Raw genomic sequence first — 18,738 nt, forward strand, 5'->3', positions numbered from 1 at the left:
GGAGGGGCTGGGGGAGGGCCTGTCCTCCCACGCGCCGCCCGTTTGAATGACATCCCCTCCCCCAACCCCTCCCGCAAGCGGGAGGGGGGAAGTAGAAACCCATGACCACCTCGACCGCACAATTCGTCAACATCGGTGAACGCACCAACGTCACCGGCTCGGCCAAGTTCAAAAAGCTCATCATGGCGGGGGATTATCCCGCGGCGGTCGAAGTCGCGCGCCAGCAAGTCGAGAGCGGCGCGCAAGTGCTCGACGTCAATATGGACGAGGGCTTGCTCGACGCCGAATATGCCATGGTCACCTTCCTCAAGCTGATCGCCGCCGAGCCTGACATCGCGCGCATCCCGTTCATGGTCGATAGCTCGAAATGGAGCGTGATCGAGGCCGGGCTGAAGTGCGTCAGCGGCAAGCCGATCGTCAATTCGATCAGCATGAAGGAGGGCGAGGAGCAATTCCTCGCCCAGGCCAAGAAGGTCATGAACTACGGCGCCGCCGTAGTGGTGATGGCGTTCGACACCGTCGGCCAGGCCGATACGCGCGCTCGGAAAGTGGAGATTTGCGGACGCGCCTATGATTTGATGATGGGGATCGGCTTTCCGCCCGAGGACATCATCTTCGATCCCAACATCTTCGCGGTCGCGACGGGGATCGAGGAGCATAACAATTACGCAGTCGATTTCATCGAAGCCTGCAAGGACATCAAGGCGCGCTGCCCGCATGCGCATATCTCGGGCGGCCTCTCCAACCTGTCGTTCAGCTTCCGCGGCAATGAGCCGGTGCGCCGCGCGATGCACTCGGTGTTTCTGTATTACGCGATCCCCGCCGGGCTCGACATGGCGATCGTCAATGCCGGGCAACTCGATATTTACGACGCGATCGATCCCAAGCTGCGCCAGGCCTGCGAAGACGTCATCCTCAACACCGATGACGGCGCGACCGAACGGCTGATCGCGATGGCCGAGAGCTTCAAGGGCACCGATGCGGTGGCCGAGAAAGCCGCAGCCGAATGGCGCAGCTTGCCGGTCAACAAGCGGCTCGAATATGCGCTGGTCAAGGGCATCGACTTGCACGTGGTCGAGGATACCGAGGAAGCCCGTCAGGGCTTCGCGCGACCGATCGAAGTGATCGAAGGGCCGTTGATGGACGGCATGAACGTCGTCGGCGACTTGTTCGGATCGGGCAAGATGTTCCTGCCGCAAGTGGTGAAGTCGGCGCGCGTGATGAAGAAGGCGGTGGCGCATTTGCTCCCCTTCATCGAGGCGGCGAAGGAGCCCGGTGCGCGCGGCAAGGGCAAGATCATCATGGCGACCGTCAAGGGCGACGTGCATGATATCGGCAAGAACATCGTCGGTGTCGTGCTCCAGTGCAACGGCTTCGATGTGGTCGACATGGGGGTGATGGTGCCTTGGTCGGATATCCTCAAGGCCGCGAACGAGAATGATGCCGACATGATCGGTCTGTCGGGGCTGATCACGCCCTCGCTCGATGAGATGGTAACGGTCGCCGAGGAAATGCAGCGTGCGGGCATGACGATGCCGCTGCTGATCGGCGGGGCAACGACCTCGAAAGTCCACACCGCGCTGCGCATCGCGCCGGCCTATAAGGGGCCGGTGGTGCATGTGCTCGACGCGAGCCGCGCGGTCGGGGTCGCCTCGACGCTCGTCAGCGACACGATCCGCGACGAGTTCGTCCGCAAGACTGCCGATGAGTATGAAGCGGTTCGCGTGGCGCGCGCCAATAAGGGGCAAAGCGCGCTCGTCCCGATCGAGGCGGCGCGCGCAAATGGTTTTGTCGCGGACATGGCGTTGAAGCCGGGTGCCCCAGTCTCGCCGGGCGTGCATGTGTTCGACGATTGGGATCTGGCCGATCTGCGCGAGGTGATCGATTGGACTCCGTTCTTCCGCGCCTGGGAATTGGCGGGAAATTACCCGGCGATCCTGCAAGACGAAATCGTCGGTGAAAGCGCGCGCAACCTGTTCGAGGATGCGCAGAAAATGCTCGACCAAATCATCGCCGAGAAGTGGCTGACGGCGAAGGGCGTGGCCGGGTTGTGGCCGTGCCGGCGCGAGGGCGATGATGTCGTCATCGCAGCAGGAGAAGAGGTGCGCATACCCTTCCTCCGTCAGCAGATCTCCAAGCGCGAGGGACGCGCTAACATGTGCCTTGCCGACTTCATCGATCCCGCAGGCGATTGGATCGGCGGCTTCGCGGTAACCACCGGGCACGGCATCGACTCGCACCTCGCGCGCTTCAAAGCCGACAATGACGATTATTCGGACATCCTGCTGAAGGCGCTCGCCGATCGCCTTGCCGAGGCTTTCGCCGAGCGCCTCCATCAGCATGTCCGCATGACGTTGTGGGGCTATGCCGCGGGCGAGCAGCTCACCAACGAGGCGCTGATCCGCGAACAATATCGCGGCATCCGCCCCGCACCGGGCTATCCCGCGTGCCCGGATCACAGCGAAAAGCCGATGTTGTTCGAACTGCTCGATGCGACCGCGGCGACCGGCATCACGCTGACCGAAAGCTTCGCGATGTTGCCGACGGCAGCGGTCTCCGGCTTCTATTTCGGACACCCGCAAGCCGAGTATTTCGGCGTCGCCCGGGTCGGGCCGGATCAGGTCGCAGACTATGCGGCACGGCGCGGGGTCAGCCTGGAGCAAGCGCAACGCTGGCTGCGGCCCAATCTCGATTGATCGCGGGGCACGGTTAACCCTCAATTTGCCTTCACAAGCCGCGTTAAGCGACGCATTTCACTCCGCAAAGGAGTGTCCTCATGCGTCACAGTCTCCCGCTGCTCGTGCTTGCGCTCGCCGTCCCCGCCGCCGCGCAGCAGGGGCGAGCGCCGTTTACCATCGCCGAAACCGGGCAGGGTTTCCAGACGATCGACGATGCGGTGCAGTCGGTGCGCATGGGCACCGCGACGATCCTGATCGCGCCGGGAGTCTATCACCAATGCACCGTGCAGGCGGGCGGGGTGATTACGTTCAAGGCGGTGCAGCCGGGCACTGCGATCTTCGAGGGGACGACGTGCGAGGGCAAGGCGGCGTTCGTGCTGCGCGGGCAAGGCTCGACCGTCGATGGTCTGGTGTTCCGCGGAATGCGCGTCGCCGATGGCAATGGTGCGGGCATCCGCACCGAGATCGGCGATCTGATCGTGCGCGACTCGACCTTTCTGGATAGCCAGGAGGGCATTCTTGGCGGGCATCCGTCGGGACAGAAAATCACGATCGACCATTCGACCTTTGCCGGGCTGGGCGGGTGTGAGGAAAATCCGAACTGCTCGCATAGCATCTACCTCGCCAATCAGGGCTCGGTGACGATCACCAATTCGCGCTTCGAACGCGGGACGGGCGGGCATTATGTCAAGCTGCGTGTCCCAACCGTGACGATCACCGATAACAGCTTCGACGATACCAGGGGCAGCAAGACCAATTACATGATCGACTTGCCCGAAGGATCGACCGGGCTGATCACGCGCAACACCTTTGTCCAAGGCGCAGGCAAGGAGAACCACTCGGGGCTGATCGTGGTCTCGGCCGAGGCGAAGACGTATCGCGCGACCGGTCTGCGCGTCGAGGGCAATCACGCGACGCTCGCGCCCAATGCGCCGACCAACCCAGCCTTCGTCGCCAATATGAGCGGTGATCAACTTGCGGTCGGCGCGAACCGGCTCGGGCCGGGTATCCGGATGTACGAGGTCCGCTAAACGCCTAAAGCCAATCGCGCTCCACGATCGGCGTCGGCGGGTACATCGCCATATACTGGACGAGACGCGGCGCGCGGCCATGATTGGTGGTGGCACCGTGCGGCAATTCCGAACGCCAGATGATCAGATCACCGGCATTGGCCGCAATCGGCACCGCCTGTGCGGTCAGATCGACCAGCCGCGGATCGCGGTCGCCAAGGCTGTCGAGCCACGCATCGAGCCGGTGGTGGAAACCGGGGATCAGCCGCAGCGCGCCCTGTTCGGCGGCAGTGTCGGTCAAATAGAGAATGCCCTGCGTTCCGAAGGGGATCGGGCGGATCAGACTGTCGTCCCAATGCAGCGGCTGACCGGCGAAGTTCCAGTCGCCGCGCGCCGGCGGGTTGAAACCGAGCCGGTCGGTGTTCATCCACAGATCGGTTGTCCCCCACAGCTGCGCAAAGGCCTTGTGGATGCGCGCGGCGCGCCGGATCGTATCCTGCTGCGCACTCTGGAAATGCTGCACCATAATACCGTTGTGCGACTTGCCGTACCAGCTGTCGGGATCATCCGGGGTCGCGCCGACGATGCGCCACACCAGCGCGGCGGTATCGTGCACCAGTGCCGGGTCGATCGCGGCGCGCACGATGACAAAGCCGTGCTCGTCCCAATGCGCGAGATCGGCCGCATCCAGCACCGGCGGCATTGCGTCAATTGCCGCGAGCCGCGCGGCGGTGGCGGCGGGCAGCGGCGCACCGTCCAGCGCGGCGTGATAGCGCGCCACCCGCTCGGCATCGGCTGTCCCGCCGTCGCGATGACCCATTCGGCAAAGGTCGCGGGATCGGGCAGCGTCCGCCCGATCTGCTGCATTGCCTGCTCGATCCCGAGGCCGAGTGTGTCGAGCAGCATCCGCCACTGATGTTCGGGCAAGCGCTCCTGCGCTCGTCCGCTCAGCCGATCAAGATACGCCTCGGCCCCGCGAATATGCGCGAGCGCTTCGATCACTGGCAGACCGCACCTGCTTTCGTCACGTCGAGGCACTTGCCGTCGATCTTCGCGCCGGTGATCCGCAAGCCGATCTGCCGCGCGAGCGTCGGCATGATGTCCACGGTTTCGATGCTGCCGCGATGTTCGAACCCCGCCATCCCCTTGCGCCAGAACAGGATCGGCACGCGGCGGTCATAATCGTACGGGCTGCCGTGTGTGGCGACATAGCCCCGCGTCGGATCGGGGATCGGCGTGACGCGTGGCTTCAGATAGACCAGCAAGTCGCCCGACCGACCCGGATAATAGGATGCACGCGCGCGCTGCGCGATCGTCCATTTCACCGGATCGCCCTTTGGCGCGGGGGTTGCCGCGAGTTGCGCGCCGGTGAACACCGCAGCCACTTGCGGGTTCGCTTTGTAGTAAGCCAGCGCGTCGGCGGTCACGGTCTTGCGCAGCGCGGGGGTCAGGTCGCGTGCGACATAGACATCGCCGTTCGGAATGTCGCCGAACAGCACTGGCGTGGTGATCGCGCGCTTCGCCATGATCTGCTTGCCGACCACGGACGGCGCAAGTTCGACCTTCGCGCGCTGTGCATCGGGCAGGCCAGCGGAAACTTCGCGTTCGGGGATGTCGTTGCCGCCATGATCGGCGGTCAGCACGACTGCATAATCGACGCCAGTCGTATCGAGCACGCTGAAGAACGAACCGAGCGTGGCATCGAGCTGCTGGAGCTGGATGCACATCTCGGCCCCCTCGGTGCCGTAGGTATGGCCGATATAATCGGTCGCCGACGCGCCGATCGCGATGATGTCGGTGGTCGGCCCGGTGCCGAGCTTCATGTCCTGCACCAGCCCGGCCGCGAGCGCGACGATCGCGCCGTCAAACGCGGGCGAGGCGCGGAACGCCGAGACATTGCCGGCGGCGCGTTCGAAATGGCCATCGCCGACGCTCTTGCCGCCCCCCACCGACGTGGCGCGATCGTGCGGCTTGCAGATATCGGGAACCTCAAGCGCGGCCTGCGGCGCGGCGATGTTGGCGGCGGTGGCGGCGTTTGCCCGCGCAACGACGGCTGGCGTTGCGCGGCCGGCATAGCTGACAAAAGCTTTGCCGTTCCACCACCACAGCTCGTCGACGTTATGGCCGCCCATCATCACCGCGGCGCGATCTTTCCCCGCGACCGAAACGACTCGCGTCGCCGGGATTGCCGCCTTCATCCGCTCCCCGAGCGTGGGCACGAGCAAATGTTTGTCGGAGACGGTGTAATTGGAAGAGGTCGATCCGGGTACCGTCTCATCTTCGGCGCAATACATTTGCTTGTCGGCGCGCGCGACCGAGAGGTCGGTCCAGTTATTGGCGATAATGCCAGTATGTTCGGGTCGGAAGCCGGTCAGGATCGTCGAATGGCCGGGGCAGGTCTCGGTCGCGGCATGGCTTTGATAACCGCTCGAAAACACGCCGCCCCGCTGGAGCCGCGCGAGGCCGCCGGTGAAGGAGCTGCGATATTCGCCGAACAAATCGGCGGAAAATTGATCGACCGAGATGACCACGATCAGCTTGGGGGGCGTCACAGGTGCGCTCAAGGCTGTGGGTGCTGGCGGTGCGGTATCGGCCCGGACCGGTGCGGAAAGCAGGGCGAGCGCGAGAGCAGTGACAGACGCGTATCGATTCATTCGACTTCTCCGAATTGGCGGCGGACCGATTGTGCCGCTATGGCGCGTCGGGGCTAGGCCGACAAGCTGGCCAACAAGGATGAGCGATGCGCTGGTTTCATTACATCACGGTGACTTTGCTGGCGTTTCTCGCGGCCAGCGGCGCGCATGCCCAAGGCGTGGCACCAGACCCCTATGGCAAGGGCCCGCACCTGACGATGACGCTGGTCGCCGAAACTGAGCGCCCTGCCGCCGGATCGACCGTCACGCTCGCGCTGGCGACGGTGCCGCAGCCGGGCTGGCACGGTTATTGGCAGAATCCGGGCGATGCTGGATTTGCAGCGAAGCTCGACTGGACGCTGCCCAAGGGCGTGACGGCGAGCGCGCCAGCTTATCCTGTGCCGGGTCGGCTGATCGTCGCGGATTTGATGAACTATGTATTCGACAAGCCCTATGCCCCGCTGGTGACGCTGACAATTCCGGCCGGGCTGGCGGCGGGGACGCAGCTGCCGGTCAAGCTGCACACCACTTATCTGGTTTGTTCGCCCGAAGTGTGCGTGCCCGAATCCGCCGATGTGGCGACGGTGCTGACGGTCGGCGACGGCGCCGTATCGACAGAAGCGCAGAGTCGCTTCGACGCGTGGCGGCGCGCGGTGCCCAAGCCGCTCGACGCAAAGGGCATGTTTCAAACAAGTGGCGGCCGCGTCCGCATCGCGATCCCCTATCCCGCAGGCGCGGCGCTGCCGAAGCAGGTGTATTTCTACCCGATCACGACCGGACTGGTCGATTATTCCGCGCCGCAAACGGTTGCGCAGGATGGAGACCGGCTGGTGATCGAAACCAAAGCGGGCGGCGCGGGTGGCACCGGGCCGCTTTCGGGCGTGTTGCAGATCGGTCAGCAACAGGGGCTGGTCGTGACCGCCAATGCCGGGACGGTAGCGGCGGCGACGCGCGCCGCGTCGGGTGTCGCCGGGGGCGTTCTGCTCGCGACGTTGATCGCCTTTGGCGGCGCGATGCTCGGCGGCTTGATCCTCAACGTCATGCCGTGCGTCTTTCCGATCCTGAGCCTGAAAGCGCTGAGTCTGGCGCGTGGGCATCTCGACGAGGGCGCGGCACGACGCGAGGCGCTCGCCTATACGGCCGGCGTGGTGGCGGTGTGTGTGGGATTGGGCGGCGCGATCCTCGCGCTGCGAGCCGGGGGCACGGCCGTCGGCTGGGCGTTCCAGCTGCAGGACCCGCGTGCGATCGTCGTGCTGTTGCTGCTGACGGTGGCGCTGTCGCTCAACCTTGGCGGACTGTTCGAGATTCCGACGCCGCAATTCGTCAACCGCTCGGGCGGCGCGGGCGGTGCGTTTGCGACCGGCGCGCTCGCGGCGTTCATCGCGACGCCGTGCACCGGCCCGTTCATGGGGGCCGCGCTGGGCGCGGCGCTGGTGCTGCCATGGCCCGCCGCGCTCGCGGTGTTTGCGGGGCTTGGACTAGGGCTGGCGATTCCGTTCCTGTTGCTTGGTTTCGTGCCGTCTTTGCGCAAGCGCTTGCCCAAGCCCGGCGCGTGGATGGAGACGTTCCGCCACATATTGTCGGTGCCGATGTGGCTGACCGCGCTGGCGCTGGCGTGGGTGCTGGGGCGGCAAGCCGGGGTTGACGGGCTGACGCTTGGGCTTGGCGCCGCGCTCTTCGCAGGGTTCGCCTTGTGGATTGGTGGTCGGCGTCAGGCACGCGGGCTGGCGTTCGGCTGGGTTGCGCTGGGTGCCCTGGCAGTGGTGACGGTCGGCGGCGCCACGCTGGTGAGCCGTGCTCCTGCTGGCGCGGTTGTGGCGGAAGCCGGAAGCGAGGTGTTCACCGAAGCCAAGCTCGACGCCCTGCGGAAAGCCAACCGTCCGGTGTTCGTGTATTTCACCGCCGATTGGTGCCTGACGTGCAAGGTCAATGAGAAAATCGCGATCGACACCGATGCAACGCGCAAAAGCTTTGCCGATCACAAGGTTGCGGTGCTGGTCGGCGACTGGACCAATGGCGATCCCGTGATGGGACGCTTCATCGAAGCGCATAACCGCGCGGGCGTGCCGCTCTATTTGTATTACGCACCGGGCGCGGCTGAACCGCAGGTCTTGCCGCAGGTTTTGACGCCAGCTTTGTTGGCGGGGCTCGGGGCGTAGCGCGGCTGCGGCTGCGCTTCGCTCCGCCGAGCATTGCCGGAAAAGTGCCCCCGGCACTTTTCTGTTCGGCAATGCTTGTGCAACGCAGCAATTCGTCGCAGCATGGAACTGACAGGCGTTTGGGGGCTTTACCGTTTCAATGGCGACAAGACCGGCGTTCGACGAGATTATGGGGCAAGCCGGTTCGACCGTGGCGCGGCCCGAACTCGCCGCGCTCGGCGCTTGGATCGACGAGACGCCCGACGCAGAATTGCGCCGTCGCCAACAATCGGCCGAGGCGACCTTCCGGCAACTCGGTATTACCTTTGCGGTGTATGGCGATAGCGATGCGAGCGAGCGGATCATTCCGTTCGATATCGTGCCACGCGTCTTCCTCGCCGATGAATGGGCGCGGCTCTCGGCTGGGCTGGTTCAGCGGGTCGAGGCGATCAATGCTTTTCTGGTCGACATTTACGGCGAGCGCAAAATCCTTGATGCGGGCGTGCTGCCGCCCGATCTGATCTTCGGCAACGCGCAGTTCCGGCCCGAAATCGCCGGGATCCGTCCACCTCACGACATTTGGGCGCATATCTGCGGGATCGATCTGGTGCGCACCGGCCCAGACGATTTCTTCGTGCTCGAGGATAATGCGCGCACGCCATCGGGCGTCAGCTATATGCTCGAAAATCGCGAGGCGATGCTGCGGCTGTGCCCTGAACTGTTCCGCGATTTCCGGGTGGCGGCGGTCGACAGCTATCCTGATCGATTGCTCGAAACGATGAAATCGGTCGCGCCCGAAGGCGTCGCCGCGCCGGTCTGCGTCGTGCTGACGCCGGGCCATTACAACTCGGCTTATTACGAGCATAGCTTCCTCGCGGATTCGATGGGGGTTGAGTTGGTCGAGGCGGCCGATCTCGTCGTCGATGACGATGTGGTGTGGATGCGCACGATCGCGGGGCGGGTGAAGGTCGATGTCATCTATCGCCGGATCGACGACGATTATCTCGATCCGCTCGTCTTCCGTCCGGATTCGATGCTCGGCGTGCCCGGGCTGATCGCGGCCTATGCCGCCGGCAACGTCGCGCTGATCAACGCGCCGGGCAATGGCATTGCCGATGATAAGGCGATCTATTCGTACATGCCCGAAATCGTGCGCTTCTATTCGGGCGGCGAGGCGAAGCTGCCCAATGTCGAGACGTGGCGCTGCCGCGAGCCGCAGGCGCTGAAGTATGTGCTCGACAATTTGAAGGACGTCGTGGTCAAGCTCGTCGACGGATCGGGCGGGTACGGGATGCTGGTCGGGCCGACCGCGACCAAGGCCGAGATCGAGACGTTTCGCGCCGCGCTGATCGCCAAACCGCACCGCTACATCGCGCAACCGACGCTCGCGCTGTCGACCGTGCCGACGCTGGCGGATGCGGGTCTGGCGCCGCGCCACGTCGATTTCCGGCCGTTCGTGCTGACCGGATCGAAGGGCGTGCAAGTCGTGCCTGGCGGACTGACGCGGGTGGCTTTGAAAGAGGGGTCGCTGGTGGTCAATTCCTCGCAGGGCGGCGGGACGAAGGACAGCTTCGTGCTGATGGATAATGGCGCGGCGCGCGGGCAGCGCCAGTCGCAGGGGCAGTCGCAGGCGCTGCGCCCGGAACTGCCCCTCCACCATTTGCCGGAAGAGGCAAATGGTCGTCCTCCCCCTGCGGGGGCGGAATAGAAAAATGCTCTCGCGCACCGCATCTTCGCTCTACTGGCTCGGCCGCTATGTCGAGCGGACCGATTTCATCGCACGCCTGGTCGAGGCGACGGTGCGGCTCGACGTGCTGTCGCCGCGTCCGGCGGGGGAGGCGGCGTGGGCCAGCGCGCTCGCGGTTAGCGAGACCGACAGCGCCTTCGCCAAGACCGGTCAAAGCGTCACGCAAAACAATGTCGCGCGCTTTCTGACGGTCGATTCAAGCCACTCCGGTTCGATCGTCCGCTCGCTCGACATGGCGCGCAATAATGCGCGCGCGGTGCGTACCGCGCTTACTAAGGAAGCGTGGACCGGGATTAACCGCGCCTGGTTGTTGTTCGACAACCGTTCGAGCCCCGGTGGCGCGATGGCAACGCTCAATCTGGTCGAAGCGGTTAAGGCCGAGACGCGCGGGTTCGAGGGCGCGGTGCACCGCATGCTGCGCAATCAAGCGACATGGTTCATCCGATTGGGGCAAGCGATCGAGCGGGCCGACAATACCGCGCGGCTGCTCGACGTGAAGTACCACATCCTGCTGCCCGAGGGCGAACGCGTCGGTGGTGTGGTCGATCGCGACCAATGGACGACGATTTTACAGACGGTGTCCGCCGTCACCGCCTATCGCTGGCTCTATTCGGAAGGGCTGAAGCCCGCCAATGTCATCGACTTGTTGATTGCACGGCCCGAATTACCGCGCAGTCTGGCGGCGTCGGTCGAGGAAGCGGTCGATATCCTCAACCTGCTCGCCAAGCGCACCGGGCTGCACGGCGAGGCCGACCGCATGGCGCGCAATCGCCATATGCGGCTGGCCAAGATGGCGTCGGGCGCGGTGATTTCGCGCGGGCTTCACCAATATCTGCAAGGCTTCATCGCCGAGAATGACGAGTTGCACCGGGCGGTCGGTCGACAGTTCAAGTTCACTTGATGCGGTTGCCCCAATGAGATCGCCCCAATGAGACTGATCGTCGATCACCGCACGACGTATCGCTTTACCGCCCCGCAGGCGCGCTTGATCCAATTGCTGCGCGTCAATCCCGAGGACACGCACGATCAGTCGGTCGCCAGCTGGAACGTGCACGTCGATTGTGACGCGCGCTTCCGCCGCGGGCGCGACGGCTTCGGAAACAGCACGACGATGCTGTATGTCGATGGACCGGTCGACAGCATCGAAATCACCGTATCGGGAGAGGTGCTGACCAATCCGTCCAACGGTATCGTCCACGGCGCGCATGAGCCGCTCCCGCCCGCCTTGTTCCTGCGCGAGACGGTGCTGACGATGGCAGACCTCGACATGCGTGATTTCGCGCGCGACGTCGGCCTCGGCGAGCCGCTGGCGGCGCTCCACGCGCTGAATGGTGCGGTGCACCGGCGTTTCGCCCTCGATCACGGGCGCCCGGCTGCTGGCCAGAGCGCCGCCACCGCCTTTCAGCACCCGACCGCCACGCCGCGCGACCTGGCGCAAATGTTCATCGCGGCGGCGCGTTCGCTCGGGATTCCGGCGCGCTATGTCTCGGGCTACAGCCCGGCATGTTTCGGCGACGATGCCAGCCCCGCGCCACATGGCTGGGCTGAGGCGCATGTTATCGGGCTGGGCTGGGTCGCGTTCGACTCGTGCACCGGACTTTGTGCCGATGAAGCCTATGTGCGGGTCGCGGTCGCTCTGGATTCGGCGGGAGCGGCTCCGGTCGCCGGCTCGCGGCTGGGGGAGGGCGAGGAGGCGCTCGACGTCGATCTGCACGTGGATCGGGCTGGGCAGTAAACCCAATCAAAGCTCAGGTCTTCTGCGAACGCAGGAGCCCAGTGTTCCGAGGGCTGCCGATTGTTGCTCGGTGCTCCTGCGTTCGCAGGAGCACCGCAAAATCTAGATTGCCTACCTTGTCCCCACCAATTGCTCGGCCATGATGGCGTATTTCTCGGCCGGCGGCGCATAGCTCGCGTCCTCGTCGACCAACAGGCTCCAGCCTTTCGGGCCGAGCACTTCGATCGGGCGATAGCGGATCTTATAGTCCATACGCGGCGATCCCTTCACCCAATAACCGAGGTAGACATAAGGCAGGCCGACGCTGCGCGCGCGCAGGATGTGGTCCATGATGATCTGGCTGCCCAGACCACGACGCTGTTCATTGTCGGCATCGAAGAAGCTGTAGATCATCGACAGCCCATCGGCTTGTTGATCGGTCAGACAGGCTCCGACGAGCTTGCCGCGCTCGCCGTGCAGCGACGGTTCGCGATATTCGACGATGAAGCTGTTGACGGGCGAATGCTCGACCATGTCGGCATAGTCGCCCTCATCCATCTCTGCCATGCCGCCGCCGGGGTGGCGCGAGGCGAGATAGCGACGGAGCAACTGGAACTGCTCGTCGGTCGCCCACGGGCGGCAGGCGGACACTTCGAGATCGGCGTTGCGCTTCACTTGGCGGCGCTGTGTCGCATTCGGCACAAAATCGGCGGTGACGACCCGCACCGACACGCACGCGGTACAGCCCGCGCAGCTCGGCCGATACGCGACCGATTGGCTTCGGCGGAAACCGATCCGGCCAAGCGCGTCGTTCAAATCCGATGCTTGGTCGCCGCGCAATTCGGTGAAGACCTTGCGCTCCTGCCGACCGGGCAAATACGGGCAGGGCGAAGGGCTGGTGACGAAGAACCTGGGAAACCGAAAGGGTGCAGTCACCGTGAAAGGTTTCCTCAAGTCTGTCCGCGCCGCCCCGATGCCGACTGCTGAGGCGTGTTATGAATCAGCGGGAACGTGATGAAAAGCCGCTTTACCATGATTGGTGGTTAACGCAGACCGCGATCAAACGATTTCTAGCACTTAAGAATGATGCCCGGTTTTGCGCGCGTCGAAAAGGGTCGCGCGACTCGGTTCGCCGCGCGCGAGATTCCACTCGTCACACTCTTGGGACTATGCCAGTTCGATGGTGCTCACATCGTAATCGCTCGCGCGCAGTGCGGCGAGCAGGCGATCGAGATGCGCCTTGTCGCGGGTTTCGCACTCGACTTCGAGGCTGAGGCCCTTGGCGGGGAGATTTGTGAAAATCCGCTGGTGCGCGAGTTCGAGGATGTTGACGCGCTGCTGTTCGAAGATCCGCGCGACGTTGAACAGCGCGCCCGGCTGATCCTGCAAGCGGACGCGCAACCGGGCGAGCCGGCCCGAGCGTGCCAAGTCACGCAGCAGCACATTGGCGAGCAAGCGCGTATCGATATTGCCGCCGCATAGCACGACGCCGACGGTCTTGCCGGCAAAGCGTTCGGGATGTTGCAGCAGCGCGGCGAGGCCCGCTGCCCCGGCCCCTTCAACCACGGTCTTTTCGATCTGCAGCAACAGGCTGACCGCTTGTTCCAGGCTGCGTTCGCTGACCAGGACGATGTCGTCGACCAATGCCGCGACCATCTTGGAGGTGATCGCGCCCGGCTCCTTGACCGCGATGCCCTCGGCAAGCGTATCGCCCGCGCAGGGCATGTCGGTGCCCTTGATTCGGTTGTACATCGACGGAAAGAGCTCGGCCTCGACTCCGATCACTTCGATCGGATGATCCGATGCGGCGGCGACCACCGCCATGCCCGAGATTAGCCCGCCCCCGCCGATCGGCGTTAGGAAAGTATCGATCGCCGGTACGTCAGCGAGCATCTCGATCGCGACGGTGCCTTGCCCGGCGATGACGCGCGCGTCGTCGAACGGGTGGACGAAGGTGAGGCCACCGGTTGCCTCTAACTCTCGAGCGTGGGCATAGGCGGCGTCGAACGTGTCACCGTGCAGCACGACGGTCGCGCCGTGGCCCTCGGTCTGCGTCACCTTCACGGTTGGGGTGTTGGTCGGCATCACGATCGTCGCGGGAATGCCCAGCCGGTTGGCGTGATAGGCGAGGCCCTGCGCATGGTTGCCGGCCGATGCGGCGATCACGCCGCTGGTCCCCGCCGGCAATTGTAGCAGCGTATTGAGCGCGCCACGTTCCTTATAGGCTGCGGTAAATTGCAGATTCTCGAACTTGAGATAGACCGTCGCGCCAGTCAGCTCGCTCAGCGTGCGGCTGATGAAGAACGGCGTGCGCACGATCTGCGCGGCGATCCGCGCGTGCGCCGCCTGCACGTCGGCAAGCGTGACGGGGAGGGTTTCGGGCGCGGGGCGGGGATGGGTAGCCATATCGCGCCGCCTAGACCATCTGGCGCGGCGGGGGAACATTGCTTATCGCGTGGGTCATGCAAAGCTCACCTTTCGTCGCTCGCGCCGCCTGCCTGCTCGCCGCGCTCCTGCTCCCCACCGCCGCCGTCGCCGATGCGCTGGTCGATAACGTCAACGGCATCGCGCTCGATCAGGACGGCAAGGTCGTCCGCTTCACCGGGCTGTTGATCTCGCCCGAGGGCAAGGTGGTCAAGCTGCTGGCCGAGAATGACAAACGCCCGGCAAAGCTCGACTGGCGCTCTGATCAGCACGGCAAGGTTCTGCTGCCCGGATTCATCGATGCGCATGGCCATGTGATGGAATTGGGTTTCCGCGCGCTCGAACTCGATTTGTCGGGGACGAAGACGCTGGACGAGGCCAAGACCGCGATCGCCGCTTATGCCACCGCCAATCCCGAGCGGAAATGGATCGTCGGTGGCGGGTGGAACCAGGAGGTTTGGGGGCTCGGCCGCTTCCCGACTGCGGCCGATCTCGATGCGGTGGTGGGTGATCGCCCGGTGTGGCTGGCGCGCGCCGACGGCCATGCCAGCTGGGGCAATAGCGCGGCGTTGAAGGCAGCGGGGGTCACCGCCAAATCCGTCTCGCCCGCCGGTGGGCGGATCGAGAAGAGCGGCGCGGAGCCGAGCGGCGTGTTCGTCGATGCCGCGCAAGCTTTGGTCGAGAAGGTCGTGCCGCAGCCGCTGCCCAAGGAACGCGATTATGCGTTTCAGAAAGCGCAGGAAATTCTGCTCGGCTATGGCATCACCGCCACTGCCGATATGGGCAGCAGCCTCGACGATTGGCTCGCTTACCGCCGGGCGGGGGATGCCGGAGCCTTGCGCGTGCGGATCATGTCCTACGCCTTCGGGGTCGATACCGCGGTACGCGTCGGCGGGACCGGGCCGACGCCGTGGCTCTATGCTGACAAGCTCCGCATGGGGGGCGTGAAGCTCTATGCCGATGGTGCGCTCGGGTCGCGCGGGGCGTGGTTGAAGAAGCCGTATCGCGATGCGCCGGGCCAATCGGGCGCGGGCTTCATGTCGGACGATGTGATCCGCAACTTGATGAGCCGCGCTGCGCTCGACCATTTTCAGGTCGCGGTCCACGCAATCGGCGACCGCGCCAATGCCGAAGTACTCGACGCGATCGACGATATGGTCGGTACGTATAAGGGTGATCGGCGCTGGCGGATCGAACATGCGCAGATCGTCGATCCGGCCGATCTTCCGCGCTTCGGCAAGAATGGTATCATCGCCTCGATGCAGCCGACGCACCAGACCAGCGACCGGACGATGGCCGAGGCGCGCTTGGGGCCGGATCGGCTGGCGGGGGCCTATGCCTGGGCGTCGATGCTGAAGAACGGCGCGACACTCGCGTTCGGGTCGGACTATCCGGTCGAAAAGCCCGATCCGTTCGCGGGCTGGGCCGCGGCTTTCACGCGGCAGGGTGCCGATGGCGAGCCCTATGGCGGCTGGCGCCCCGAGGAACGTGTCTCGCGCGAGCAAGCGTGGTGGGCGTTCACTGGCGCGGCGGCCTATGCCGGCTTCGCCGAGGAGAAGTTCGGGCGGCTGGGCGTCGGGCAACGCGCCGATTTCGTGATCGTCGATCGTGACCCGCTGCTGGCATCCCCCAGCGACCTGCGTGCGACTAAGGTCGAGCAGACCTGGGTCGGGGGCGAGAAGGTGTGGGTGCGAAAGTAGCGGCTTTCGATACGGCCCATTTTTCCGGCTAAAGTCGCAAAGGTGACACGATCGGGCCGTCTTTGCGCGCGGAAGTTTAGGCTAAGGTTAGGCGTAAAACGGTTCGTTTCGCGCGGTCCTTCGGGGCCGAGCGGCGATTTGATGGCGCAGCGAGGTCAAAGAGCGACGGGCCGGGAGCCCGGATCATGAGTATGGCAGAGCGGGGGCGTGTAGGACATGGCCTGAAGCCTACCGATCCAAAGGAAGTGGAGTGTAAACAGAGTGCGGTCGCCTCGCAAACGTCGGGATCACCGCGGTGGTGATACAAGCGACTGACGCGCCGCAGGAACGTCGACAGTTGGTTGCAAGCCGTCATTCAGACAGAGGTAACAACTCTTGGCTAATTTGCCCGAATGAGAAAGTCGCTCATAGCATTTGGCTTTGCCTACCTGTGGGCCTCTCAGGGAGCCGTAGCGCAAAATGTGCCGGGGAAAAGCTGCTACTATCCGGCGTCGAAGGGGTATTGGGCACCCAAACTCGCCGTACAGCGAAAGAGAACAAAAGAATGCCTGATCCGCATCTCTTATGAGATCGCAGCGAGGGGCTCGCCGTACGTCGACGCTGGGCTATCTGCGGCGGATTATTGCCAGCAGGCGTATACATACGAAGAGGAAAAGGTCGCCGCGAAAGAGGGGCGTCCCCTCAACCTGGATGTTGCGAGGACTCGGGCAGCGGCTTTCGCACGTCCCTGGATACAGCAGGCCCTCAAACTGAAATGCCTGCCGCCGAGCGCGAGATGAATGACCGCAAGTGGGCGCTTCCAGCCACCCCACCCCCCAGACAAAAAAGGCCGCGGCACCCCCCGATGCCGCGGCCTGCTCCCGGGTACTGGGGAGCGGTACGTCTTTGAAAATCAGGCGACGGCGGCGGGGACCATCACGTCTTCGGGTTCGCGCAGGACGTAACCGCGGCCCCAGACGGTTTCGATGTAGTTTTCGCCTTCGCACGCCATCGACAGCTTCTTGCGAAGTTTGCAAATGAACACGTCGATGATCTTGAGTTCGGGTTCGTCCATGCCGCCGTACAGGTGGTTGAGGAACATTTCCTTGGTCAGCGTCGTGCCCTTGCGCAGCGAGAGCAGCTCGAGCATCGCATATTCCTTGCCGGTCAGATGGACGCGCGCGCCATCGACTTCGACCGTCTTCGCATCGAGATTGACCGCAAGCTTGCCGGTGCGGATGACCGACTGGCTGTGGCCCTTCGAGCGGCGCACCACGGCGTGGATGCGGGCGGTGAGTTCTTCGCGGTGGAAGGGCTTGGTGACGTAATCGTCGGCGCCGAAGCCGAACGAGCGAACCTTGCTGTCCATCTCGTTAATGCCCGACAGGATCAGCACCGGAGTCTGGACGCGGGCGACACGGAGCCGCTTGAGCACATCGTACCCGTGCATATCGGGCAAATTGAGATCGAGCAGGATGATGTCGTAATCATACAGCTTGCCCAGATCGAGGCCTTCTTCGCCGAGATCGGTCTTATAGACATTGAAACCTTCGGTGGTCAGCATGAGCTCGATCGCCTTGGCGGTCGTCGGCTCGTCCTCGATCAGCAATACGCGCATCTGGGCGTTCCCCACTCTTTCATCAGGCGTTCGGCACCCCCGGCGGCCCGACTTGCCTGAACCAAACCATTAACCTCTTCAGTGATGAACGCAAAAGGTTAATTTCAAATTAATCGGCCTGAATCCACGAGTCGCAAGGGATTATACTTAGCGCTGCAGCGCGCAGAGCGATTTCAGATGCTCGCTGAGATAGGCAATCAACACCTCGACCCGCGCCGGACGGAGCGTTCCGGGCGAGGTCATCAGATGCAGCGCGCCGCCATGCGGAATCCACTCCGACAGGATCGGCACCAGCCGCCCCGCCGCAACATCGTCGCCGACGATGAAATCGGGTAGCATCGCGATGCCGAGGCCACGGCGCAGCGCCGGCAGCATCGCCTCGCCGCTATTGGTCGCAAGCGGGCCACGCAGCCGCACCGAGACTTCGGTCCCATCCGGCCCAACAAAGCGCCATGGCGTCGTGACGTTGGTATAGGCAAAGCAGCGATGCTCGCCGAGTTGGCCGGGATGCGTCGGGGTGCCGGCCTGCGCGAGATATTCCGGCGCGGCGACCAGATACATCCGCATATCGGCGAGTTTGCGCGCGCGCAGCGAGGAATCGGGCAAAGCGGCGATCCTCAGCGCGATGTCGAAGCCTTCGGCGACGATGTCGACGCGTGCATCGGACAGATGCAGGTCGATCTCGATGCCCGGATGCGCGACGAGGAAATCGGCAATGACGGGGGCGATCGCGATCAGGCCGAGCGACATTGGCGCGGCGACGCGGACCAGGCCGGTCGGCGCGGTCGCGGCGTCGAGCGCGGCTTCTTCGGCCGCAGTGGCCTCGGCCAGAATGCGCGCGGCATGTTCCGCAAGGGCCTTGCCATTTTCGGTGAGGCTGAGGCGGCGCGATGTGCGGTGGAACAGCGACTGGCCGAGATGCGTCTCGAGCCGGGTGATCGCCTTCGAAACGGTCGCCTTGGACACGCCGATCGCGTCGGCTGCGCCGCTGAACGAGCGGTGTTCGACGACACAGGCGAAAATCGCCCAGGCTTCGAGATCGGGCAGGCGCATGGGACCAACTTTCTCCCCTCCCGCTTGTGGGAGGGGTTGGGGGA

The 18,738-nt window shown here is 64.3% G+C and carries 13 protein-coding genes; 7 read left to right on the forward strand and 6 right to left on the reverse strand.

Features of this window, described 5'->3' with window-relative positions; all coding sequences use genetic code 11:
* Window positions 1–101 precede the first annotated feature (101 nt).
* Window positions 102–2,696, forward strand: coding sequence for a methionine synthase (gene metH / locus IEV62_RS13215; RefSeq protein WP_188448237.1), 2,595 nt, complete (start codon window positions 102–104; stop codon window positions 2,694–2,696).
* Window positions 2,697–2,776: 80 nt separating this feature from the next.
* A complete protein-coding gene (locus IEV62_RS13220; RefSeq protein WP_188448239.1) occupies window positions 2,777–3,709 on the forward strand; it encodes a right-handed parallel beta-helix repeat-containing protein in 933 nt (310 codons plus the stop codon).
* A gap of 4 nt (window positions 3,710–3,713) precedes the next feature.
* Here the strand turns inward: IEV62_RS13220 and IEV62_RS13225 are convergent, their stop codons facing one another.
* Both IEV62_RS13225 and IEV62_RS13230 read right to left on the reverse strand, forming a co-directional pair.
* A complete protein-coding gene (locus IEV62_RS13225) occupies window positions 3,714–4,508 on the reverse strand; it encodes a phytanoyl-CoA dioxygenase family protein (RefSeq protein ID WP_229733125.1) in 795 nt (264 codons plus the stop codon).
* Between the two features lie 178 nt (window positions 4,509–4,686).
* Window positions 4,687–6,342, reverse strand: a complete 1,656-nt coding sequence (locus IEV62_RS13230) for an alkaline phosphatase family protein (protein WP_188448241.1) — start codon at window positions 6,340–6,342, stop codon at window positions 4,687–4,689.
* A gap of 86 nt (window positions 6,343–6,428) precedes the next feature.
* Here IEV62_RS13230 and IEV62_RS13235 point away from each other — a divergent pair, with 86 nt between their 5' ends.
* From IEV62_RS13235 to IEV62_RS13250, 4 genes are all read left to right on the forward strand, one after another.
* Window positions 6,429–8,480, forward strand: coding sequence for a protein-disulfide reductase DsbD family protein (locus IEV62_RS13235; RefSeq protein WP_188448243.1), 2,052 nt, complete (start codon window positions 6,429–6,431; stop codon window positions 8,478–8,480).
* Between the two features lie 139 nt (window positions 8,481–8,619).
* Window positions 8,620–10,167, forward strand: a complete 1,548-nt coding sequence (locus tag IEV62_RS13240) for a circularly permuted type 2 ATP-grasp protein (protein WP_229733127.1) — start codon at window positions 8,620–8,622, stop codon at window positions 10,165–10,167.
* 4 nt (window positions 10,168–10,171) lie between these two features.
* Window positions 10,172–11,107, forward strand: coding sequence for an alpha-E domain-containing protein (locus IEV62_RS13245; protein WP_188448245.1), 936 nt, complete (start codon window positions 10,172–10,174; stop codon window positions 11,105–11,107).
* A gap of 27 nt (window positions 11,108–11,134) precedes the next feature.
* Window positions 11,135–11,941, forward strand: a complete 807-nt coding sequence (locus tag IEV62_RS13250) for a transglutaminase family protein (protein WP_188448247.1) — start codon at window positions 11,135–11,137, stop codon at window positions 11,939–11,941.
* A gap of 111 nt (window positions 11,942–12,052) precedes the next feature.
* Here the strand turns inward: IEV62_RS13250 and IEV62_RS13255 are convergent, their stop codons facing one another.
* Entirely contained in the window at window positions 12,053–12,856 is an 804-nt protein-coding gene (locus IEV62_RS13255; RefSeq protein ID WP_188448249.1) for an arginyltransferase, read from the reverse strand.
* 231 nt (window positions 12,857–13,087) lie between these two features.
* Window positions 13,088–14,326 carry a threonine ammonia-lyase gene (locus IEV62_RS13260; RefSeq protein WP_188448251.1) on the reverse strand — a complete coding sequence of 413 codons (1,239 nt, stop codon included), beginning with the start codon at window positions 14,324–14,326 and terminating at the stop codon, window positions 13,088–13,090.
* A gap of 56 nt (window positions 14,327–14,382) precedes the next feature.
* Here IEV62_RS13260 and IEV62_RS13265 point away from each other — a divergent pair, with 56 nt between their 5' ends.
* Window positions 14,383–16,044 carry an amidohydrolase gene (locus IEV62_RS13265; protein WP_188448253.1) on the forward strand — a complete coding sequence of 554 codons (1,662 nt, stop codon included), beginning with the start codon at window positions 14,383–14,385 and terminating at the stop codon, window positions 16,042–16,044.
* 892 nt (window positions 16,045–16,936) lie between these two features.
* Here the strand turns inward: IEV62_RS13265 and ctrA are convergent.
* Both ctrA and IEV62_RS13275 read right to left on the reverse strand, forming a co-directional pair.
* Window positions 16,937–17,641 (reverse strand): response regulator transcription factor CtrA, encoded by a 705-nt coding sequence (ctrA, locus tag IEV62_RS13270; protein WP_188448255.1) that lies wholly within the window; start codon window positions 17,639–17,641, stop codon window positions 16,937–16,939.
* Between the two features lie 147 nt (window positions 17,642–17,788).
* Window positions 17,789–18,694 carry a LysR family transcriptional regulator gene (locus IEV62_RS13275; RefSeq protein WP_188448257.1) on the reverse strand — a complete coding sequence of 302 codons (906 nt, stop codon included), beginning with the start codon at window positions 18,692–18,694 and terminating at the stop codon, window positions 17,789–17,791.
* Between the last annotated feature and the right edge of the window lie 44 nt (window positions 18,695–18,738).

It is taken from the genome of Sphingomonas psychrolutea (assembly GCF_014636175.1).
Taxonomy (GTDB): Bacteria; Pseudomonadota; Alphaproteobacteria; order Sphingomonadales; family Sphingomonadaceae; genus Sphingomonas; species Sphingomonas psychrolutea.